This is a genomic window from Kitasatospora sp. NPDC029312 (assembly GCF_055569215.1).
Window position 1 is genome coordinate 1 of record NZ_JBVHXY010000059.1, and the last position, 21961, is coordinate 21961.

General features: G+C 73.7%; 18 protein-coding genes. 7 read left to right on the forward strand and 11 right to left on the reverse strand.

Translation table 11 applies throughout. From position 1 onward, the window contains the following. Positions 1-422 precede the first annotated feature (422 nt). Positions 423-1427, reverse strand: a complete 1005-nt coding sequence (locus tag ACZ4WV_RS32295; RefSeq protein ID WP_465752200.1) for a stage II sporulation protein M — start codon at positions 1425-1427, stop codon at positions 423-425. Positions 1428-1667: 240 nt separating this feature from the next. On the opposite strand from ACZ4WV_RS32295, the gene ACZ4WV_RS32300 reads away from it, so the two are divergent. Then, on the forward strand, positions 1668-2576 hold the full coding sequence (locus ACZ4WV_RS32300; protein WP_465752201.1) for an RDD family protein: 909 nt from the start codon (positions 1668-1670) through the stop codon (positions 2574-2576). An 82-nt stretch (positions 2577-2658) separates the two neighbouring features. On the opposite strand, the gene ACZ4WV_RS32305 is transcribed toward ACZ4WV_RS32300, so the two are convergent. After that, positions 2659-3288 (reverse strand): hypothetical protein, encoded by a 630-nt coding sequence (locus ACZ4WV_RS32305; RefSeq protein ID WP_465752202.1) that lies wholly within the window; start codon positions 3286-3288, stop codon positions 2659-2661. A 104-nt stretch (positions 3289-3392) separates the two neighbouring features. On the opposite strand from ACZ4WV_RS32305, the gene ACZ4WV_RS32310 reads away from it, so the two are divergent. Next, positions 3393-3905: a SigE family RNA polymerase sigma factor gene (locus ACZ4WV_RS32310; protein WP_465752203.1), complete on the forward strand. Its 513-nt coding sequence runs from the start codon at positions 3393-3395 to the stop codon at positions 3903-3905. Next, positions 3902-4975, forward strand: coding sequence for a hypothetical protein (locus ACZ4WV_RS32315; RefSeq protein ID WP_465752204.1), 1074 nt, complete (start codon positions 3902-3904; stop codon positions 4973-4975). Before ACZ4WV_RS32310 ends, ACZ4WV_RS32315 begins: the two co-directional genes overlap by 4 nt. Positions 4976-5088: 113 nt before the next feature. On the opposite strand, the gene ahcY is transcribed toward ACZ4WV_RS32315, so the two are convergent. From ahcY to ACZ4WV_RS32345, 6 genes are all read right to left on the reverse strand, one after another. Further along, positions 5089-6537 carry an adenosylhomocysteinase gene (ahcY, locus tag ACZ4WV_RS32320; RefSeq protein WP_465752205.1) on the reverse strand — a complete coding sequence of 483 codons (1449 nt, stop codon included), beginning with the start codon at positions 6535-6537 and terminating at the stop codon, positions 5089-5091. A gap of 336 nt (positions 6538-6873) precedes the next feature. Next, entirely contained in the window at positions 6874-7851 is a 978-nt protein-coding gene (locus ACZ4WV_RS32325; RefSeq protein ID WP_465752206.1) for a cation diffusion facilitator family transporter, read from the reverse strand. 114 nt (positions 7852-7965) lie between these two features. Then, positions 7966-9207, reverse strand: a complete 1242-nt coding sequence (locus ACZ4WV_RS32330) for an SIS domain-containing protein (RefSeq protein WP_465752207.1) — start codon at positions 9205-9207, stop codon at positions 7966-7968. Positions 9208-9279: 72 nt separating this feature from the next. Further along, entirely contained in the window at positions 9280-9462 is a 183-nt protein-coding gene (locus ACZ4WV_RS32335; RefSeq protein ID WP_465752208.1) for a Trm112 family protein, read from the reverse strand. A gap of 145 nt (positions 9463-9607) precedes the next feature. After that, positions 9608-10993 carry a phosphomannomutase/phosphoglucomutase gene (locus ACZ4WV_RS32340; protein ID WP_465752209.1) on the reverse strand — a complete coding sequence of 462 codons (1386 nt, stop codon included), beginning with the start codon at positions 10991-10993 and terminating at the stop codon, positions 9608-9610. 149 nt (positions 10994-11142) lie between these two features. After that, a complete protein-coding gene (locus ACZ4WV_RS32345; RefSeq protein WP_465752210.1) occupies positions 11143-11586 on the reverse strand; it encodes a DUF3499 domain-containing protein in 444 nt (147 codons plus the stop codon). Between the two features lie 84 nt (positions 11587-11670). Between ACZ4WV_RS32345 and ACZ4WV_RS32350 the strand changes: the two genes are divergently transcribed. Further along, on the forward strand, positions 11671-12123 hold the full coding sequence (locus ACZ4WV_RS32350; RefSeq protein ID WP_350747468.1) for a metallopeptidase family protein: 453 nt from the start codon (positions 11671-11673) through the stop codon (positions 12121-12123). 48 nt (positions 12124-12171) lie between these two features. On the opposite strand, the gene ACZ4WV_RS32355 is transcribed toward ACZ4WV_RS32350, so the two are convergent. From ACZ4WV_RS32355 to ACZ4WV_RS32365, 3 genes are all read right to left on the reverse strand, one after another. Beyond that, the gene (locus tag ACZ4WV_RS32355) at positions 12172-13851 is read right to left on the reverse strand and encodes a DUF5719 family protein (RefSeq protein ID WP_465752211.1); all 1680 of its coding nucleotides are present in this window, start codon (positions 13849-13851) and stop codon (positions 12172-12174) included. Between the two features lie 6 nt (positions 13852-13857). Further along, positions 13858-17733 (reverse strand): glycosyltransferase, encoded by a 3876-nt coding sequence (locus ACZ4WV_RS32360; RefSeq protein ID WP_465752212.1) that lies wholly within the window; start codon positions 17731-17733, stop codon positions 13858-13860. 254 nt (positions 17734-17987) lie between these two features. Beyond that, complete coding sequence (locus tag ACZ4WV_RS32365) at positions 17988-18260, reverse strand: WhiB family transcriptional regulator (protein ID WP_030062195.1); 273 nt, start codon at positions 18258-18260, stop codon at positions 17988-17990. Between the two features lie 677 nt (positions 18261-18937). On the opposite strand from ACZ4WV_RS32365, the gene ACZ4WV_RS32370 reads away from it, so the two are divergent. Genes ACZ4WV_RS32370 through ACZ4WV_RS32380 form a run of 3 tightly spaced genes read left to right on the forward strand, consistent with a single transcriptional unit; the run spans position 18938 to position 21886 of the window. After that, positions 18938-19579: a cysteine dioxygenase gene (locus ACZ4WV_RS32370; protein ID WP_465752230.1), complete on the forward strand. Its 642-nt coding sequence runs from the start codon at positions 18938-18940 to the stop codon at positions 19577-19579. Positions 19580-19631: 52 nt separating this feature from the next. After that, positions 19632-20591 (forward strand): 2-phospho-L-lactate transferase, encoded by a 960-nt coding sequence (gene cofD, locus ACZ4WV_RS32375; RefSeq protein ID WP_465752213.1) that lies wholly within the window; start codon positions 19632-19634, stop codon positions 20589-20591. Continuing rightward, entirely contained in the window at positions 20588-21886 is a 1299-nt protein-coding gene (locus ACZ4WV_RS32380; RefSeq protein WP_465752214.1) for a coenzyme F420-0:L-glutamate ligase, read from the forward strand. The genes cofD and ACZ4WV_RS32380 overlap by 4 nt, the downstream gene beginning before the upstream one ends. Positions 21887-21961: the final 75 nt, after the last annotated feature.

Consider the following 21961-nt stretch of genomic DNA (forward strand, 5'->3'; position numbering starts at 1 on the left):
GGCGTTGACTTTTGGCACGCTGTTGAGTTCTCAAGGAACGGACACTTCCTTCGAGCCGCCTTCCAGCGGGCCCTCCGGGCGCTTCGTTCTTTCGTTTTCCAGCTTATCAGATCTTCTCGGCCGCTCTTACCGGCTTCGTTTTCCCTGAATTCCCGCTGGCGGGCTTTCCTTCGAACTTCGCTCCGAAGCCTATCAAAGCCTTCGGTGTGCTCAGTTCGCGGGATTTGCTTTCGTCGGAGGGCGCGCATTTCGTGAAACGCGCTCGCCTCGATTTCGGCGGTGTCGTAGACACTAACGCCCGGGCCCGACCGTTGTCCAGTCAGTCCCAACCGTTCAAACCTACTAGCCCACCCCCACCACGTCAATGGTTTGGCTGGGATGCGAGAAGAGTAGCAGGTCAGAGGCCTGTTGATCACATCGGCTCAGGCCGCGACGGGCTGCAGGTCCGCCCGATCGGCCGCGTCCACATCGCCGAACTCTCCGCCCTCCGCAGCCCTTCGACCCCACACCAGGGCGTACAGCAGGAAGGCCGCCTCGGCCAGCACGCCGATCGAAATGCGCGTCCAGGTGGGCAGGCCGGAAGGGGTCACGAAGGCTTCGAGGACACCGGACACCGCCAGGACCGTCGCCAGGCCCATCGACATTCCGATGATCGCGCGCCCCTGCTCCGCCAATGCCACGGTGCGGGTGCGCGGGCCCGGGTCGATGACCGTCCAGCCGAGGCGCAAGCCGAGGCCGCCGGCTACGAACACCGTGGTCAGCTCCAGCAGCCCGTGCGGGATCAGCAGGCCGAGGAAGACGTCGAGCCGGCCGGCGGAAGCCATCAGCCCCACGCCGACCCCGAGGTTGACCACGTTGGTCCACATCACCAACAGGACCGGAATGCCCAGCGCGATTCCGTACAGCAGGCACTGCACGGCGATCCAGGCGTTGTTCGTCCACACCTGCGCCGCGAAGGAGCTGGCCGGCCGGTCCGAGTAGTACGCCTCGTACTGGCCCCCCGGGCGGGTCAGATCCCGCAGTTCAGCGGGGGCGACGAGGCTGTTGCGGACCTCCGGGTGGGTGACCATCCACCAGGCCAGCAGCGCGGTCGCGACCATCGACAGGACCGCCACCGGCCCCCACCAGCGGCGGGCGCGGTACAGCGCGGCCGGGAAGCTCACCGTGTAATAACGGGCGACGTCCTGCCACCCGTTGGTCCGGGCGCCGGTCACCGCGCTGCGGGCCCGGGAGACCAGGCCGGTCAGCCGGCTGACCAGGGCCGGGTCCGGCGCGGCGGCCTGCACCTTGGCCAGGTGGCCGGTGGCGCGCTGGTAGAGGCCCACCAGCTCGTCGGCCTCCTCGCCGTTGAGCCGGCGCCTGCGGGCGAGGGCGTCCAGCCGGGCCCACTCCCCCTGGTGGGTGGCGACGAAGACGTCCAGGTCCATTCGGCGGCTCCATGGTCGGCGGTGGGCACGTGGCGCGCGTGCGCGGGCGGACAGGTGCGTACGGACACGCGCGGCCCAGCATGCCAGGAGCCGCCCACCCCCCGGCCGCCGGGATCTCACTTCCCGTGCGCCCGCCGGGCGCCGTATGTTTGCGGCTGCGGATCGACGGCGGAGAGCGGGTCGTGGGGGCCGGTCCACTCGAACCCCACCTCCCCGCATGAGCGTGAACGGACAGGTGACTTGAGCGACCTGGTGACGGGTGAGGCGGTCGTCCTCGACCTCCAGACGGCGAAGCTTCCGAGCAGGGCGCTGGCGATCGCGCTCGACCTGCTCGTCGAGTTCGCCGCCCTGTTCGTCGTCGCGGTGGTGCTGAGCGTCGCCCTGATCGACCTCGACGGAGCTGCGGCCGCCGCCGCGCTGCTCGGCCTGATGGTGTTCTTCCTGGTCGGGGTGCCGGTGATGGTCGAGACCCTCAGCCATGGGCGCTCGCTCGGCAAGGCCGCGCTCGGCCTGCGGGTGGTGCGCACCGACGGCGGGCCGGTCCGGTTCCGGCATTCGCTGGTGCGGGGGCTGGTGGGCTTCATCGAGCTGATCGCGACCACGGGCGCCGTGGCCGCGATCACCTCGGCGGTGAACTCGGACGGCAAGCGGCTCGGCGACATCTTCGCCGGGACGGTGGTCGTCCGCGAGCGCACCCCCGGCTCGGGCGGGCCGGCCCACCCGCTGCCCCCGGTGCACCCGCAGCTGCTCCACGACATGGGCCGCGAGCTGGTCGCGATGGACCTGTCCGCGGTGCCCGAGCCGCTCTGGCTCGCCGTGCGCCAACTGCTCGGCCGTATCGGCCAGTTGGATCCATCCGTGGCGCTCCGGATGGCCGTCGGTCTGGCCGGGGACCTGTCCGCCCGGATCGGCCACCCGATGCCGCCGGGGCTGCATCCGGCCGCCTATCTCGGCGCCGTCCTCACCGAGCGGCAGCGCCGGGAGTGGATGCGCGCCCAGCAGCAGTGGGCCGCGCAGGCGGCCTCGCAGATGCCGGCCCCGCACCGGCCCGTCCAGGCTCCGGTCTCAGCACCCGTGGCCCCTGCACGACCGGCGGCTCCGTCCTTCGACAAGCCCGCCCCCGACACCGGCTTCGCCCCGCCCGCCTGAGCCGGGCGCTCCCGCACTCCTGTCTCCCTACGTCCCCATACGTCCTACGTCCCCATGCGTCCCCTGCGATCCGCCTATGCCGCTACTCCCGCACCGGCCAGGCGTTCGGAGGCGACTCCAGTTCCTCCAGCTCGATCCCCTCGGCCGCCAGCACCACGTCCCCCGCCAGGTGCACCACCTGCTGCTCCCCCGTCTCCAGGTCCGCCACCTGGTACCGCTCGACCACCAGCGGCCCGGAATCCGTCTCGTGGGTGTCGACGCCCTCCAGCAGCCAGCCCTGATCGAAGGTGCGCGGTGCCAGCACCGGCTCGGTGAACGCCACCAGCCGCACCCGCGCGCTCGCCCCCTCCCGCAGCCGCAACATCCGGGCGGTGGCGACCAGGAAGGCCGGTGAGCGCCCGGAGAAGCCGTGCGCCCGGTCGTGGCCCTCCGCCGCAGCGGCGCCACCCGGGTCAGCCGCGTCGGTGCGGACCCAGGCCACCCCGTCCACCGCACCGCCCCGCACCTGCCAGCCCCCGGCCCGCACCTCCATCCGCAGCGGCCGGGCCCGCGAGTCCAGCGTCAGGTCGACACTGCCGATCACCCGGCCGTCCGGCGCATAGGTCTTGGAGACGTACCGCCACCCCGCCGCCCCGGGCGCACAGCTGAAACGCTCCTCGCCGAGCAGCACGTGGTCATGGGTGTCGTGGAGCGAATACCGGCCATTGGGCATGCCCGAAGCCTACGTGCGCACCCCGTGCAACGTTCCGGGCCGGTGCCCGCATTAGGGAGGCGGACGGTGCGGAAGCCGCGCCGCCATGACGAGAGGGGGTGCAGATGGCGAAGCAGACGCGCGACGAGGAGTTCACGGAGTACGTGGCCTCCAGGAGCGGCTGGCTGCGGAAGGTCGCCTATCTGCTGTGCGGGGACTGGCACCGGGCCGACGACCTGGTCCAGGAGACGATCACCAAGCTGTACGTGAACTGGGCGAGAGCCGCACGGATGGAGAACCGGGACGGCTACGCCCGCCGGGTGCTGGTGAACACGTTCCTGGCCGAGCAGCGCTCCCCGTGGTGGCGCCGCACCGTCCGTTCCGAGACCGATCCGGACGCAGTGGCCGGCGGCATCGACCTGGACGCCTCCCTCGACCTGCGCCGCGCCCTCGCCGCCCTCCCGCCCCGCCAGCGGGCCACGGTGGTGCTCCGCTACTACTGCGACCTGTCGATCGAGCAGGCCGCCGAGGCCCTGGGCTGCTCCTCGGGCAACGTCAAGAGCCAGAGCTCCCGCGCCTTGGACACCCTGCGCGGCAGCCTCGCACCCCGTCCCACCGTCGCCGAAAGGACGCCATGACCGCCATGGATCACGACGACCTGACCGCCCGGCTGGCGGCTCTCGCCGACGGACCAGCACCGCCGCCGGGCATCGACACCGGCCGGTCCATCGCCGAGGGCTCCACCCGGCTGCGCCGCCGCCGGCGCAGCGTCGTCGGCGCCGTCGCCGCCGTCACGGCCGCGGTGATCACCACCACCGCGCTGCTGGCCCCCGGGGGCGGCTCCGCCACCCCCGCACCGCCGGCCGGCCCCACGGCGACGACCTCGCCCTCGCCGTCCGCCAGCCCGACGCCGGTCGGCGTCGACCCGCTGACCACCGAGGTGCACTTCGGGTGGCTGCCCGACTGGGCCCGCGGCGAACGGGGCATCGGCTACGAGACCGGCTACCACGGCATCTACGCCCAGGCACGCGGCACCGGCGAGCACGCCCCGCGCATCCTGCTCTCCGAGTACCAGCCCGGCGAGGAACCGCGGATGACCACCTCGGTCGGTGAGAAGCTCGTCAAGGTCGACGCCGAGCCGATCGGCGGCCGGCCGGCCTACTGGGTGGTCGACGACCCGTCCACTAGGGGTGCCCCTTCCCAGCCGACCCTGCGCTGGCTGACCCCCTCGGGGCGCTGGGCGGAGATCAGCGGCTACGGCGGCCAGCCCGGGGACGTCACGAAGGAGATCCTCCACAAGGCCGCCGAGGACGTCCGGTTCGGCCACTGGAACGTCCCGCTGCCGGTGCGCTTCACCGGCCTGCCGGAGGCGTTCAAGGCCACCGACGTCCTGCTCTCGCAGCCGGACACGGACGGCGTGGGTGCCTGGGACCTGTGGCTGATGTTCCAGCTCGACGGCAAGAACGTCTCGGTCACCCTCCGCCCCAACGGGCCCCACGCGACCTACACCAGCACCGACGGCTCCCCGTACACCGATCCGCACCCGCCGCTGGTCACCGTGCAGAACGGGGTGGAGGTCTCGGTCAGTTGCGGGGCCGGCGTGCCCGCCACCCTGGAGCAACTGGGCGGCCTTCCCTGGATGCTCGCCCACACCACGGCCCTGGGCCAGGACCCGGGAACCTGGACCACCGACGTGATCGTCCGCTGAGGTCCCGCCTCGAACGCGCCGCTGCCCGCGAACGCGCCGGTGGCCGGCACCCCGCCCAGGGGTACCGGCCACCGGCGTTCAGCGCTCACCGCCTCGGCGGCAGCGGGACCGCATCAGTAGCGGTACTGCTCCGACTTGTACGGGCCCTCGACGGGAACGCCGATGTAGTCGGCCTGCTCCTGGGTCAGGGTGGTCAGCTTCACGCCCAGCGCGTCCAGGTGCAGACGGGCGACCTTCTCGTCCAGGTGCTTCGGCAGCACGTAGACGCCAATCGGGTACTGCTCGGTCTTCGTGAACAGCTCGATCTGGGCGATCGTCTGGTTGGCGAAGGAGTTGGACATCACGAAGGACGGGTGGCCGGTCGCGTTGCCCAGGTTCAGCAGGCGGCCCTCGGAGAGGACGATGATGGTGCGGCCGTCGGCCTTGCGCCACTCGTGGACCTGCGGCTTGACCTCGGTCTTCACGACACCGGGCAGCTGGGCCAGGCCGGCCATGTCGATCTCGTTGTCGAAGTGGCCGATGTTGCCCACGATGGCCTGGTGCTTCATCCGCTCCATGTGGGAGGCCAGGATGATGTCCTTGTTGCCGGTGGTGGTGATGAAGATGTCGGCCGTCTCGACGACGTCCTCCAGGGTGGCGACCTGGTAGCCGTCCATCGCCGCCTGGAGCGCGCAGATCGGGTCGATCTCGGTGACGATGACGCGGGCGCCCTGGCCGCGCAGCGACTCGGCGCAGCCCTTGCCGACGTCGCCGTAGCCGCAGACGACCGCGACCTTGCCGCCGATCAGGACGTCGGTGGCGCGGTTGATGCCGTCGATCAGCGAGTGGCGGCAGCCGTACTTGTTGTCGAACTTCGACTTGGTGACCGAGTCGTTGACGTTGATCGCGGGGAACAGCAGCTTGCCGTCACGGTGCATCTCGTACAGGCGGTGGACACCGGTGGTGGTCTCCTCGGTCACGCCCTTGATGGTGGAGGCGACCTCGGTCCACTTGTTCGGGGTCTCCTCGAGGGTGCGGTTGAGCAGCTGGAGGATGATCCGGAACTCGTCGTTGTCCGCGGTGGACGGGTCCGGGGCGGCGCCGGCCTTCTCGAACTCGACGCCCTTGTGGATCAGCAGGGTGGCGTCGCCGCCGTCGTCCAGGATCATGTTCGGGGTCTGGCCGTCAGGCCAGGTCAGCGCCTGCTCGGTGCACCACCAGTACTCCTCCAGGGTCTCGCCCTTCCAGGCGAAGACCGGCACGCCCCGCGGGTTCTCCGGGGTGCCCTCCGGGCCGACGGCGATGGCGGCGGCCGCGTGGTCCTGGGTCGAGAAGATGTTGCAGGAGCACCAGCGGACCTCGGCGCCGAGCGCCGTCAGGGTCTCGATCAGCACGGCGGTCTGGATGGTCATGTGCAGCGAGCCGGTGATCCGGGCGCCGGCCAGCGGCTGCGCCTCGGCGTACTCGGCGCGGATCGCCATCAGGCCGGGCATCTCGTGCTCGGCGAGCTGGATCTCCTTGCGGCCGAACGGCGCCAAGGAAAGGTCGGCGACCTTGAAGTCACCGGTGATGTCGGTCGACATGCGTCTGCTCCTCGCTGATGGGGTGGGGAACGGGCCAAGGTCCGGATGTGTCGCGCGTGGCGGGCCGTACGGATGCACGGCTACGCCGGGCCGCCCGATCCCGTGGTGGCGGACCGGCTCCCTGTTGCGCAGCACAAACCGTCGGAGGACCTCTCTCCCTCGACCGGCGCACACCCTACGGGCGCGGACCGCCGATCGACCGCCATCAGCAGCGACGTTCTGGCTCTGGTGACGAATCTACACCGGCGGCCCCACCGGCCGTCCTGCGATGACCTATTTCCGCCGCGGGATCCGACCGCCGCTCGACCCGGGAACCAGCCGGGTCGCGGCGGGCGGTCAGTGCGCCGCTCCTGGGCCGGGGCCGCCCGGGGTGGCGGCCGGGTCCTCGCCGGCGGCGGCCTTCTCGGCGCTGTAGACGTCCGGTTCCAGGTAGATCGCCCGGGCGATCGGGACGGCGGCGCGGACGCGTTCCTCGGCCGCGTCGATCGCCTGGGCCACCCGGGCGGCGCTGTCCTCCGCGTTGACGGAGATCTTGGCGGCGACCAGCAGTTCCTCCGGGCCGAGGTGCAGGGTGCGCATGTGGATCACCCCGGTGACCGCCTCGCCGTCCACCAGTGCGGCGCGGATCCGCCGCACCGACTCCCGGTCGGCGGACTCGCCGAGCAGCAGCGACTTGGTCTCCAGGGCGAGCACCACGGCGATCACCACCAGCAGCACGCCGATGCACAGGGTGCCGACGCCGTCCCAGACGCCGTCGCCGGTGATCACGGTCAGCGAGACGCCGAACAGCGCGAGCACCAGGCCGATCAGCGCACCGGTGTCCTCCAGCAGCACCACCGGCAGCTCCGGCGCCTTGGCCGTGCGGATGAACTGCACCCAGCCCTGCCCGCCCTTGGCCTTGGCGGACTCGCGCATCGCGGTGAGGAACGACCAGCCCTCCATCGCGATCGCGAAGACCAGCACGCCGACCGCCCAGCCCCAGGAGTCCAGCGCCTCCGGGTGGCTGACCTTGTGCCAGCCCTCGTAGACGGCGAACAGGCCGCCGACGCTGAACAGCACGATGGCCACCAGGAAGCCGTAGACGTAGCGCTCGCGGCCGTAGCCGAAGGGGTGCTCCTCGTCCGCCGCCCGGCGCGCCCGCTTGCCGCCGATCAGCAGCAGCACCTGGTTGCCGGAGTCGGCCACCGAGTGCACGCCCTCGGCCAGCATCGAGGAGGAGCCGGTGAAGCCGAAGGCGGTGAACTTGGCCACCGCGATCGCCAGGTTCGCGGACAGCGCCGCGACCAGTGCCTTCGTCCCACCCTCTGCGCTCATGCGCCCACCTCGCTGCACCCGGTGGGGGCATTCGTCCGTACGCGCCTGTCGACGGTTCGCTCGCTTCGCTCACTCACGCGGGACAACTTAGCGGTCGCGGGCGAGCCGGCGGTCTTAGGCCTGTGCGGCGAGCCCCAGGTAGACGGCGGCGAAGTCGGTGAGCGCGATCAGGTCGGCCAGCGCGTGCAGCGGGTCCGCGAGGGTGCTCGCGTACTCGGTCAGCCGGACGTCGTGGGCGACGGCCAGCCGGTGGGCGCGGCTGACGCCGAAGCCGCGCGGACGCTCGTCGTCCTCCGGCACCTCGGCCGGGCCGTCGTGCCCCTCCGGCGAACCGTTGCCGGGGACGTGCCGCAGCAGCAGGACTTGCAGGTGCAGCGGGTCGGGCTCGTCCACCCGGTCGCGGAAGAAGTCGTCCGGGTCCGCGCCCGCGCCCAACTGGCCGGTGAACATGCCGCGGTGGGCGGTGAGCACCTGCGGCAGCGGCCCGGCCAGCGCCGGGCGCCCGGCCCGGTCGGCCAGCTGGGCGGCGAACCGCGCGGCGGCCGCCCCGGCGATCGGGCCGTCCGCCCACAGCAGCGGGACCGTCCCGGCCAGCCGGGCGGCCAGCCCCTTCGCCGGGTTGGTGTACGCGGCGGCGTCCGGGCGGCAGCGCACGGCGGTGGCGTCCAGCAGGTCGGCGACGGCCGGCAGGGCGTCGTAGGGCAGCTGGGTCAGGCCGAGCTTCTGGGCGAGCGCCAGCAGCGGGGTCAGGTGGGACCAGAGCGCGGCCGGATCCTCGGCCGGAAGGTCGGGCTCGGCGGCCGGCACGACCGGCAGCTCCTCGTCGGAGAGCACCGAGGCCGTGTACGGCAGCGGCAGCGCGCGCACCTGGAGCGCGGCCTCGGCCAGCGCACTGCCCGTCGGGGCGGTGACGACGACGGCGCAACCGCGCGCGTACGCCTGCTCGGCGAGGCTGATCAGGCCCTGCTCGCCGCCGTCGGCGGAGCTGACCACCAGCAGGTCGAGCGGGCCGGCCCAGCCGGGCAGCTGCCAGCCGAGCCCGGCGGTGAAGGCGGGCCGAGCGCCGGAGCGGTCGCCGCGCGGGGCGGCGGCCTCGGTGGGCGGCAGCGGGACGACGAGGCTGGCGGAGCCGGCCAGCACGGCCAGGATCTCGCCCGCCGTCAGGGCGCTGCCGTGCCCGGCGACCAGCACGACGCGCGGGCGGCCGTCCGGGCGCAGCCGGTCAAGGCCGGCCGCGTCGGCCTGTCGCAGCGCGGTGCGGACCCGGGCGCCGGCGCCGGCCAGGGCCAGCAGGGCGCGGTCGTGGTCGGCGCGCTGGAGGGCGGTCGGATCGTCGAGCAGGGTGTCGTCCAGCATGCGGCGGGCCTCCGGCTGTCCTGTGGGCGCTGTCCTGTGAGGGCGGGCGCGGGTGGGGCTTCGCCCCCAGGATCAGGCCGGGCGGCGGGCCTCGTCCACCAGCAGGACCGGAATGCCGTCCCGGACCGGGTACGCCAGGCCGCACTCCGTGCCGGTGCAGCGCAGCTCGGGCTGCTCCTCGGTGCCGCCCTCGGTGAGCGCGGACCGGCACTGCGGGCAGACCAGGATCTCCAGCAGGAAGGATTCGAGCTTCATGGGGCTCTCCAAAGTTCGGGGGTGGCACGGAGGTGCCCCGGCCGATAGGCAACCCTACCGGCCGGGGCACCGGGGCCAGCGGTCAGGCGCGGGCGCGCTCCGATCTGCTGCGGGCGCACCCCGATCTGCCGCAGGCGCGCTGCGATCAGCCGCGGACGACGGCGAGCACGCCGTCACGCAGCTCGGCCATCTTCGCCGGGTCCTTGGCCTCGACGTTGAGGCGCAGCAGCGGCTCGGTGTTGGAGGCGCGCAGGTTGAACCACCAGTCCGGGCCGGCCACGGTGAGGCCGTCCAGCTCGTCCACGGTGGTGCCCTCCAGGCCGGCGTAGGCGGCGCGGACGGCGGCGGTGCTGGCGGCCTGGTCGGCGACGGTGCTGTTGATCTCGCCGGAGGCGGCGTAGCGGTCGTACTCGGCGGTCAGCGCGGAGAGCGTGCCCTCCTGCCCGCCGAGCGCGGCCAGCACGTGCAGCGCGGCCAGCATGCCGGTGTCGGCACGCCAGAAGTCCCGGAAGTAGTAGTGCGCGGAGTGCTCGCCGCCGAAGACGGCGTCGGTGACGGCCATCTCCTGCTTGATGAAGGAGTGGCCGACCCGGGTGCGCACCGGGGTGGCGCCGAGCTCGCGGACCACCTCGGGGACGGTCCAGGAGGTGATCAGGTTGTGGATGATCGTCGGCTCGGCCTCGCCGGCGGCCTTGGCGCGGGCGATCTCGCGGGCGGCGACCAGGGCCGTGATCGCGGACGGGGAGACCGGCTCGCCGCGCTCGTCGACGACGAAGCAGCGGTCGGCGTCGCCGTCGAAGGCCAGGCCGAGGTCGGCGCCGACCTCGCGGACCTTGGCCTGCAGGTCGACCAGGTTCTTCGGGTCGAGCGGGTTGGCCTCGTGGTTGGGGAAGGTGCCGTCCAGCTCGAAGTACATCGGGACGAGCTCGATCGGCAGGCCGTCGAACACGGTCGGCACGGTGTGGCCGCCCATGCCGTTGCCGGCGTCCACCGCGACCTTGAGCGGGCGGATGGCGGTGAGGTCGACCAGGCCCAGCAGGTGGTCGGCGTAGCCGCGCAGGGTCTCCTGCTCGGAGAGCGCGCCGGGCTTCACGTCCTTGGCCGGGACGGTGACGGTGTCGTCCTCGGCGGTCCAGGACTCGACCAGCTCGCGGATCTCGTCCAGGCCGGTGTCCTGGCCGACCGGAGCGGCGCCGGCCCGGCAGAGCTTGATGCCGTTGTACTGGGCCGGGTTGTGGCTGGCGGTGAACATCGCGCCGGGCAGGTCGAGCTTGCCGCTGGCGTAGTAGAGCTGGTCGGTCGAGCAGAGGCCGATCTCGACCACGTCGGCGCCGTAGGCCGCGGCGCCCTCGGCGAAGGCCCGGCTGAGCGACGGCGAGGAGGGCCGCATGTCGTGGCCGACCACGATCGCGGACGCGCCGGTGACCTGCACGAACGCGGCGCCGAAGGCCCGGGACAGGCTCTCGTCCCACTGGTCCGGGACGACACCTCGGACGTCGTACGCCTTCACGAGCTGCTTGAGGTCGCGCACTGCGGCTCCACCCTGGTTCTGTGCTGATCGATACGTCGGGCCACCCCGCCCGCCCGGTCGACGGGGCGCGGTGATGTCAGACGGGCAGCGTACCCGGGCCGGGCGAAGGTTCCGTGCGGGGCGAGGGCTGGGGAGGTGCCAGGCCCTCGCTAGCTGTCGGGCGAGCGCAGGACCCGGAGGTGGCCGCGGCGGCTGCCCTCGGTGGACTCGCCCATGGGGGCGCGGCCCTGACGGGGCGTCTGCGGGCGGGCGGCCTCGCGCACGGCGTTGGCGAGCGCCTCCAGGTCGTCGCTGCTGCGGCGCAGCGGCCCGGCGTCGGCGGCGAGCCGGACGACCTCCCAGCCGCGCGGAGCGGTGAGCCGCTCGGCGTGCTCGGCGCACAGGTCGTAGCAGTGCGGCTCGGCGTAGGTGGCGAGCGGGCCCAGTACGGCGGTGGAGTCGGCGTAGACGTACGTCAGCGTTGCGACGGCCGGTCGGCCGCACGCGGTCCGCGAACAACGACGTACAGAGCTCACGAGGGTGGACGGTACCGCACTCCCCGCCGGGGAGCGAAGACCGCCTGTCCGGAGGGGGTGCCGTGTCGCCCGGCGCACGCTCGGCAGTGCGCCCGTCCCCCGGGCGTTTCCCCGCCGGAGTGGTCCACTTCCGACCGTCCAAGGACTACTCTCGGCAGTGATATGGACAGCTCCGCACCGCAGTCACCGACAGGGCCCTCGCGCCGCCCCCGGCACCGCGACCGGCACGGCAGGGGGCTGCGCGGCCCGCTGGCGCCGCCCCAGGTGCCGATCTCGCTCACCCGCTCCGAACTGTTCGACGACTACGTGCGCGAGTCGGTGGAGCGGCTGGAGCGGCGTTGGCCGCAGCTGATCGAGGTGGAGTTCGCCGTCCAGGAGGTGCCGCTGCACGGGGCGGAGGGCGCCGACACCGAGGACGGGGTGCCGCTGGGCCGGGTGTCGCCGGGCGAGAAGGGGCGCAAGAGCCAGATCGTGGTCTACCGGCGGCCGGTGGAGATTCGGGCGAAGACCCGGGAGGACCGGGCGGCGCTGGTGCACGAGATCCTGATCGAGCAGGTGGCCGAGTTGCTGGGGCTGTCCCCGGACGCGATCGATCCGCGCTACGACGAGGAGTGACCGGCGGGGGCGGGCATCCGCGACCGGGCGCCCGCCCCCGCCGTGCCGTCAGCGCAGGACGACGGCCGGGTCCTGGGTGGCCTGCGGGACCTTGACCGTGCTGTGGTCGTCGCGCAGTGCCTGGACGGTGAACATCGGCACGTCCTTGGTGGGGATGGCGAGCATCCGGGCGGCGACCACGGGGCCGCCGGACTCGGTCTCGACGGTGACGGCGAAGACGCCGTTCAGTCCGGCGGGCTCGGGGGCCGGGACGGCGACCGTGCCGCCGGCCGGGACCTGGACCTCCTTGGTGGCCGGGGTGCCGCCGCCGCTGCCGGCCGAGCCGGTGACCTTGACGGTGGCGGCGTCGCCGGTGGAGGTCAGGAACAGCGTGGAGGCGCCGGCCCGGTTGTCGGCGACGGTGGCGCGGGCGCCGACCGGGTTGCTGCCGGTGAGCCAGGCCGCGTCGCTCTTGCCGTTGCTCCCCGTGCGGTCGACCCGCAGGCCGGCCACGATCGGGGTGGGGTGCTTGTCGTCGCTGGGCGACAGCCGCAGCCCGGCGACCTCGTCGCGGGTGATCTTGCCGAGGTCGACGGCGGCCACCATGCCCGCCTTGACGTGGATCGACTCGTTGCCCGCCGGGGTGAACCAGCCGTTCTTGCCGGCGAGTTGGATCTTCAGGTCGGCGTCGTCCTCCGGCGGGGCCCAGACCACCAGGCGGGCCGCGGAGGTGTCGGCGGGCAGGCCCGGCAGCACCTGAGTGGCGGCCGGGTCGGCCGAGGCGGGGATCCAGTCGGCACCCTTGTTGCCGTCGGCGGCGTGCAGCGCGGCGCCGACCCGCCCGGAGCGGACCACGACGTGCACCGCGAGGTCGGTGACGGCGCCCTTGCTGAGGGTGGACAGCAGCACGGACTGGGAGCTGCCGGGGGCGACGGCGATGCCGTTGCCGGCGTCGTTGTCGATCAGGCCCTTGTCGCCGTACAGCTTGATGTCGACCACGGCGGCCGAGGACTCGGTGTTGACCAGGCTGAGGTAGTCGACCCGGTCCCCGGCCGTACTGGCCCCGGCGAACCAGAAGCCGGTGCCGGCCGGGGTGCAGGTGAGGCCGGACAGGCCCAGGCCGCGCTGCTCGGTGACCACGGTGGTCTGGGTGACGGTGAAGCCGGGGGCGAGCGCGCCGGTCGCGACGGCCCCGGTGCCGGGTGCGCCGTCGCCGTTGGTGGCCGGGCCGGTGGCGGGGGTGCCGGGCTTGGTGAGGGTCAGTTTGGCGTCGGCGGGCGCGGCGTTCTTGTCCGGGGCCGGGCTCGCCGGGCCGGTCGCGGTCGGTGTGGCCGAGGGCGCGGCGGTCGGCGGGGTGGCGGGGGCGGCCTGGTCGGCGAGCCAGCCGGAGCCGCCGGTGGCCGAGCCGGTGCCGGGCGGGGTGTAGGCGGTGAGCGTGGTCGAGCCGGTCAGGCCCTGCAGCGGTTGGGGGCAGACCGCCGTGCTGCGCTCGACCTGGGCGGTGGCCGGGGTGACGCCGCCCGTCTTGGCCGGCGCGGCCGGCTGGCGGACCTGGGCGATCCCGAACACCGCCGCGAGCACCACGGCGGCGGCCAGCAGGGACTGGCTGGTCTTCGCCCCCGCGGACCGGCCGGGGGCCGTGCCCTCGGCGCCGGGCCCGGCGCTCTCCGCCGACGCGAAGTCCCCGGCGGGCTCGAAGGCCTCCTCGGTGCGGGCGCCGGGCTTCTTCCTGAATGCGGGCTTCTTCATCGCGGGTCAGCTCCCCGATCCGTGCTGGTGCGGGTACCGGCCGGTGCCGTCCGGGTCGTTGGGGTCGTAGGGGGCGTTCGGGTCGTAGTAGGACTCGCCCTGCTGCTGGCCCGGCAGCCAGGGCTGCTGGTGCTGCTGCTGTTGGTGCTGCTGCTCGGGCTGCTGGTACGGCTCGTAGCCGTACTGACCCTGCTGGTAGGGGTCGTAGCCGTACTGCGGGTAGGCCTGCTGCGCGCCGTCGTACCCGTGGGCGTCGTACCCCTGGCCGCCGTACGGCGCGGCCGGCTGCTGGGCCGCGTACTGGTCGTAGCTGTACGGGTCGGCCTGCTGGTACGTCTGGTACGGGTCGGTGTACGGCTCGGCCTCCTGGACGGCGGCGGCGGCCTGGACCGCCTCGCTCACCGGCTCGCCGGCCGGCTGGGCCGGGACGGCCCCCGGCCGGCCCTCGTACACCCCGGCCTCCTCGACGCCGGGCTCGCCGCCCTCGGCGCCCTCGCCGCGTTCGGCCATCCGGCGGGCGCGGCGGCTGCCGGGGACGGGGGCCTGCGCCTGGGCGGCGGCGGCCAGCGCGGCGGCGGCCAGCACCTCCTCCGGCAGGTCGTCGTCCTTGTTGCTTCGGCGGCCGGGCAGGGCCAGCACCAGGACGGTGAGGCCGAGCAGCACCTGGGCCCAGATCCAGCCCGTGTGGGCGAGGCTGCCCTCCCGGGTGACGGACAGCTTGCCGCCGGAGGCCGGGAGCTTGAAGCCCTGTGCCCAGCCGTCCACGGTGGTCGGTTCCAGGGCGGTGCCGTCCAGGGTGGCCTTCCACTCGGGAGCGGCGGACTCGGCCAGGCGCAGCACCCGGCCGTCCGGGCCGGCCGGCAGGGTGGTGGCGAGGTCGCGGACCCCGGCCGGGACGACCACCGGGGTGGCGCCCGGGGCGGTGATCACCGCGCGGACCGCGGGGACGCCGTCGACCTGCCAGAGCGCGGCGTCGCCGTCCTGGTTGGCCTTGACCAGGCCGGGGGTGGTGTCCAGGACGTCCTTGAAGGCGTCGATCGCCTGGCGCTCGACGAGGACGTAGGCGATGCCGTAGCCGGACAGGGCGTTCGCCTGGTCGGCGCCGGAGCCGGCCAGCAGGCTGCCGACCATCCGGTTCAGGCCGTCCTGGGTGCCGGTGACCGGGTCCACGGTGGACTCGGCCTGGCCGAGCGTCAGGCCGGCGCCGCGCACCACGGCGTAGCGGACGGCGCCCTTCTCCCCGGTGACGACGAGGGTGCGGGCCCGGTCGGTGGTGCCGGCCTCCTCGGCGATGAAGGCGGGCACCTGGGCGGCGTCACTGCGGTGCAGCGGGCCGCCGGCGCCGGTCAGCGCCCACCACAGGCCGGTGCCCAGCGGGGCCAGCACGGCGGCGGCCACCACCAGGGCGGCGACGGGCTGGCGCCAGCCGAAGGCGATCCCGGCGACGCGGGCGTTGGCCCCGTCGGCGCCGATCGCGGCGGCGGCGAGCAGGGCGATGCCCGCGATCAGGCTGGCGGGGCCGGCCCAGGCGGGCACCGCAGGGCCGCCGGAGGCCGGGGTGACGGAGGTACCGGCAACCGCGACCGCGAAGACCAGGCCGGCGCCGGCCGCGCCCCAGGCGGCGAGCACCGCGCGGCGGCGGTCGGCGCGCAGCAGTGCGGCGAGCGCCGCGAGCACCACACCGGCGGAGAGCCAGACCGGCGGCACCCCGGCGCCGCCCGGGTTGACCAGCAGCAGGCCGGTCGCGCTCGCGCCGGCGCCGTGCAGGCCGGGCAGGCCGGCCTCCAGCAGCAGCCACTGGGGGTGCGACAGCACCTTCAGGGACCAGGGGGCGAGCACGGCCACCGGCGCCGCGAGGATCACCAGGACGCGCAGCCCGAGCAGCCGCAGCGCCGTGCCGCCGGAGCCGAAGGCGCCGCCGCGCAGCACCGCGGCGGCCAGCATGGCCAGGCACAGCGGCAGGGCGAGCGCCCAGGTCAGCGGGACGAAGGCGGTGGTCAGGGTGAGCAGCAGGACGGTCATCCAGACCGGCCGCCAGCCGGGGCGGGCGCCCTTGGCCGCGCTCTCCTCGCGGATGCCGAGGCCGGCCGCGATGGCGGCGGCGCGGGCCAGCGGGGGCAGCAGCACGGCGAGGACGGCGGTGCCGATCCGGCCCTGGGCGAGCGCGCCGGTCGCGGCGGGCAGCAGGGCGTAGGTGGCACTGGCCCAGGCGCGGACCAGCTTGGAGTCCAGCAGCGGCCGGGACACCAGGTAGGCGCTGACCGCGGCGAGCGGCACGGTGAGCACGACCAGCACGGTGAGCGCGAGGTCGGCGTGGCCGAACAGCAGCCAGGAGAACACCGCGAGCACGCCGAGGTAGGGCGGCGCGGCGGCGGTGGAGCCGGTGCCGATCGGGTGCCAGGCGTCGGCGTACATCGACCAGAGCCCGCCGGCGCCGTCGGAGGCGGGCAGCAGGGCGCCACCGAGCAGTTCGCCGCTGCCGAGCAGGCTGCGGCAGGCGATGAGGGCGAACACCAGCAGGGCGGCGAACAGCACCGGCGCGGGGCGCCGGGCCAGCTTCTTGAGCAGCGCGAACTGCTCGACGACCAGGTCCTCGGCGTCCTCGTCGCCGCCGGCCTCGACCGTGCCGTGCCGGCCGCCGGAGTCGTCGCCGCCCCCTATCCCGAGCGAGCCGATGACGCCTTCGATGGCCAGCCGGGTGGTGGCGCCGGGGGCCGGGAAGAGCGTGCGGTCGTCCAGGGCGTCGGCCGCCCTGGTTCGGGCGCGGCGTTTGCGTGCGGCCAACAGCCGTGGGAGGCGGACGAGTTCGTGGCCGAGGCCGGCCAGTTCGTCGAAGGCCTGGCGCGGGTCCTTGCCGAGCAGGTTGGTGACGACGCGCAGCAGGGTGCCGAGGACGAGCCGCAGCAGGACGTACGGGAAGAGCGCGCCCTTGCAGTTGGCGAGCAGGGTGTAGACGGAGCCGGCCTTGTCCACCCGGTGCGGGTGGGAGGGGCCGCAGTCGATGGCGCGGCGCTCGCGGCTGGCCGCCTCGGCGTGGCGCAGCACGGCGTCGGGGGCGACCACGACGCGGTGGCCGGCGGCGTTGACCCGCCAGCAGAAGTCGGTGTCGTCCCGCATCAGCGGGAGGGCCCGGTCGAAGCCGCCGAGTTCCTCGAAGACGTCCCGGCGGACCAGCATGCCGGCGCTGGAGACGGCGAGCACCGGGCGGACCTGGTCGTGCTGGCCCTGGTCCTGCTCGCGGCGGTCCAGGCCGGTCCAGCGGCGGCCGGAGTGGGCGATGGTGACGCCGACCTCCAGCAGTTGGCGGCGGTCGTACCAGCTGCGCAGCTTGGGGCCGACGACCCCGGCGCTCGGGGTGGAGTCGGCGACCTGGAGGAGGCGGCGCAGTGCGTCGGTCTGCGGTTCGCAGTCGTCGTGCAGCAGCCAGATCCACTCGACCGGCTGGGTCTCGCGCGGCCCGCCGCGGCCGAGGTCGTCCTCCTGGGCGAGCGGGTCGCCGAAGTCGTCCCAGCCGCCGGTGACGGGGTCGTAGCCGGAGGGGTCGAGCCGGTACGGGAGGTCCTCCGGGCGCAGCGGCGGGCTGTTGAACACGGCCTCGGCGACGGCGGTGCCGAAGCCGGCCCGGCGGCCGAGGACCAGCGGGCCGCTCTCGGGCAGCCAGTCGGCCAGGGTGTCGGCGAGCAGTTGCGGGGAGTTGTCGGTGGATCCGGTGTCGACCGCGAGGATCCGCTGGACCTGGCGGTCCTGGCCGAGCAGGCCGGCCAGGGCCTGCGGCAGCCAGCGGGCGCCGTCGTGCGAGACGATCACCGCGGTGACCAGGTGGCGCGGGTAGGCGGGCGGCCTGGAAGCGGTGAAGCCGCTCGGGTGGCTGTAGACGGTCATCGAGTGCGCGGGCCCCAGTTCTCGGTGGACACAGCCGGTGAACGGCAACCGGATGGCGCACCACACTAACGGCTCCGGATGGCCGGCTCGTGCCCGGTGCGGGTGCGGAGGCGGTGAAGAAGCGGGCAGGAGCGCCGGAGACGGCCGGGGAGCACGAAAGCGCCCCACCGCTGGGGTGAGGCGCTCGTACAGCTGTCTGGAGGTCCGTTCGTCGGACCTGTCGGAGGGTCAGCGGGGGTCAGGGGCCGCCCCGGTCAGACCGCGCTCTTCTTGAGCCGACGGCGCTCGCGCTCGGAGAGGCCGCCCCAGATGCCGAAGCGCTCGTCATTGGCGAGGGCGTACTCCAGGCACTCGGAGCGGACCTCGCAGGCGAGGCACACCTTCTTGGCCTCGCGAGTGGAGCCGCCCTTCTCGGGGAAGAAGGACTCCGGGTCGGTCTGGGCGCACAACGCGCGCTCCTGCCAACCGAGTTCCTCCTCGTCCTCCGCGATGCCGTCCCCGATCAACAGCTCAAAGAGCTCGCTCATGTGGCGCGCCTCCTCTGCCCCTACTTGGCGTCCCCGTGGTTGCCGTTGCCTCGTGCGGCCGACGACACGAGTGAAATTACAGTTGCGTCACTCTGGCCCAGTCAAGCCGAGCTCTGGTATTGGGGCCGGGATTCACTCCCTGGCACCAAGCGGTTACCAATAGTGTGCATATCCGGACACATCGGACTTTCGACTCGAAAGCCCCGGACGGCACCGAACCATCGGCAACCATGCGCGGAATGACGCCAGGTCACCGTCACAGGCCGGTCATCGGCCTGCCTTCCCGGCGATCTTCCCATCGAAACATAGAGAGTGATGAATCACCCCATCCGGGAAAGATCCGGACGGAATCCACCCGAATGCCGCATCCTCCTGTTTGACACCGACCCCGCGCATGCGGTGTCCTTGCACCTATGTCAGAGTTCGCCAGCCCCCGGAGCGGTTCCACGTTCCGCCGTGCCGTGAACTCTTGTTGTCGCCTCTGTTCCTGCTGTATCTAGGCGCCCGCGTCCCACCGCGCGCCGCCCCCAGGACCCACAGAGGCCGCCCGCGATTCCCGCCCCAGGACATCCCGGATCCGGCTGATCCCACCGAACCAGCCGACTCATCCGAGGACGACTCCCGTGCGCACCATCCGCATCCGCGAGCGGAACCGCGACCGCAACAAGCTCGCCCGCCTGGGCCTCACCCCCGCCCGCGCCCCCCGCTGGACGGACGGGCTCAGCGACGTCTCCATCGCCGGCGACCCGCTCGCCTTCCCCCACCTCGCCCGCACCGACCTGCCCGCCCATCCGACCACCGTCGCCGAGTACGCCCGGCTGGTGCGGGAGATCGCCGCCGACCGCGCCCGCTGGGAGCCGCTGGTCCGCTACGACGCGCTCACCCGCTGGTACGCCCGGCTGGCGACCGGCCCCGGCTACGAGGTCTGGCTGCTCAGCTGGCTGCCCGGCCAGAGCAGCGGCTTCCACGACCACGGCGAGTCCTCCGGCGTTCTGACCGTCGTCCAGGGCGAACTGATCGAGCGCTCCCTCAGCCACGCGGGCGAGGACGCCCGCACCCTGCGCCCCGGCAGGCAGCGGGTCTTCTCCCCCGGCTACCTCCACGAGGTGGTCAACGGCGCGCTGGAACCAGCCGTCTCCATCCACCTCTACGCCCCCGGGCTGACCGAGATGAACCAGTACGGCGCCGCCACCGGCGTCCCCGAGCAGCACCACGAACAGAGCGCCGAGCAGCACGCCGGGCCGCGCCCCGACCAGCACGGGCAGCAGGCCGGGCCGCACCCGGGGCAGCACCGGCGGGCACCGGCCGAGCGGCACTGAGCACGGACTGAGCGCGGCCTGACGAGGAGTCCGACCGTGGCAGGATGACCCCATGCGCATCGTGGCACTGGCAGGCGGAATCGGCGGGGCGCGCTTCCTGCGCGGACTCCTCGCGGCGGTCGGACCGCAGGACGAGATCACCGTCATCGGCAACACCGGCGACGACATCCACCTCTACGGCCTCAAGGTCTGCCCCGACCTCGACACCGTGATGTACACCCTCGGCGGCGGCATCCACGAGGAGCAGGGCTGGGGCCGGGCCGACGAGACCTGGTCGATCAAGGCCGAGATGAAGGAGTACGGCGTCGGCCCCGAGTGGTTCGGCCTCGGCGACCGGGACTTCGCCACCCACCTCGTCCGCAGCCAGATGCTCACCGCCGGATACAGCCTCAGCCAGGTCACCGAGGCGCTGTGCGTGCGCTGGCAGCCCGGCGTGCGGCTGCTGCCGATGAGTGACGACCGGGTCGAGACCCACGTGAGGATCACCGACGAGCAGGGCACCCGGGCCGTCCACTTCCAGGAGTACTGGGTCAAGCTGCACGCCGCCGTCGACGCCGAGGCGATCATCCCGGTGGGCGCCGACACCGCCAAGCCCGCGCCCGGCGTGCTGGAGGCGATCGCCGCGGCCGACGTCATCCTCTTCCCGCCGTCCAACCCGGTCGTCTCGATCGGCACCATCCTGGCCGTCCCCGGCATCCGGGAGGCCGTCGCCGCCGCCTCCGCCCCGGTCGTGGGCCTCTCCCCGATCATCGGCGGAGCGCCGGTGCGGGGCATGGCCGACAAGGTGCTCGCCGCCATCGGTGTCGAGGCCACCGCGCAGGCCGTCGCGCTCCACTACGGCGCCGGGATCCTGGACGGCTGGCTGGTGGACACCGCCGACGAAGGCGCCGTGGCCGCCGTCGAGGCCGCCGGGATCGCCTGCCGGGCCGTCCCGCTGCTGATGACGGACGTCGACGCCACCGCCGAGATGGCCCGGGCGGCGCTCGCGCTCGCCGAGCAGGTCCGCACGTGACCGCCTCGCTGGAGGTCCTGGCCGTCGAGGGCATACCGGAGATCGACCAGGGGGCGGACCTCGCCGGGCTGATCGCCAAGGCCGCGACCTACCAGGACGGCGACATCCTGGTGGTCACCTCGAAGATCGTCAGCAAGGCCGAGGGCCGGCTGCTGCGCGCCGCCGACCGCGAGGCCGCGATCGACGCCGAGACCGTCCGGGTGGTCGCCCGGCGCGGACCGGCCCGGATCGTGGAGAACCGCAACGGCTTCGTCATGGCCGCCGCCGGCGTCGACGCCTCCAACACCGCCCCCGGCACGGTGCTGCTGCTCCCCGAGGACCCGGACGCCTCGGCGCGCGCGCTGCGGGCCGGGCTCCAGCAGCTCACCGGCCGCCGACTCGCCGTCGTCGTCACCGACACCTTCGGCCGGCCCTGGCGCAACGGGCTCACCGACGTGGCGATCGGCGCCGCCGGGCTGTCCGTCCTGGAGGACCACCGCGGTCGCACCGACAGCCACGGCAACGAGCTGGTGCTCACCGTCACCGCCACCGCCGACGAACTCGCCGCCGCCGCCGACCTGGTGAAGGGCAAGGCCACCGGCGTGCCGGTCGCGATCGTGCGCGGGCTCGGACACCTGGTCACCGACGAGGACGGCGACGGCACCCGGCCCCTGGTGCGGCGCGCCTCGGACGACATGTTCCGGCTCGGCACCTCCGAGGCGCTGCGCCAGGCCGTCACCCTGCGGCGCACCGTCCGCTCCTTCACCACCGACCCGGTCGACCCGGCCGCCGTCCGCCGCGCCGTCGCCGCCGCCGTCACCGCGCCCGCCCCGCACCACACCACCCCCTGGCGGTTCGTCCTGCTGGAGTCCGCCGGGACCCGCACCCGGCTGCTCGACGCGATGCTCGCCGCCTGGCAGCGCGACCTGCGCGAACTCGACGGCTGGGACGACGCCAGGATCGCCCGCCGCACCGCCCGCGGCGACGTCCTGCGCGACGCGCCGTACCTGGTGGTCCCCTGCCTGGTGATGGACGGCTCCCACGACTACCCGGACCCGCGCCGGGCCGCGGCCGAGCGGGAGATGTTCACCGTGGCCGCCGGCGCGGCCGTGCAGAACCTGCTGGTCGCGCTGACCGGCGAGGGCTACGGCTCCGCCTGGGTGTCGTCCACCATGTTCTGCCGCGACACCGTCCGGGCCGCACTGGACCTCCCGGACGGCTGGGACCCGATGGGCGCCGTCGCCGTCGGCCGCCCGGCCGAACCGCCCCGCGAACGGCCGCAGCGCGACGCGGAGGCGTTCATCGAGGTGCGGTAGGGCTCAGCGGCCGCGGTGGGTCTCGCGGCGGTAGCCGACCCTGACAACGAGGATCACCGGGACCTCCTCCCGGAT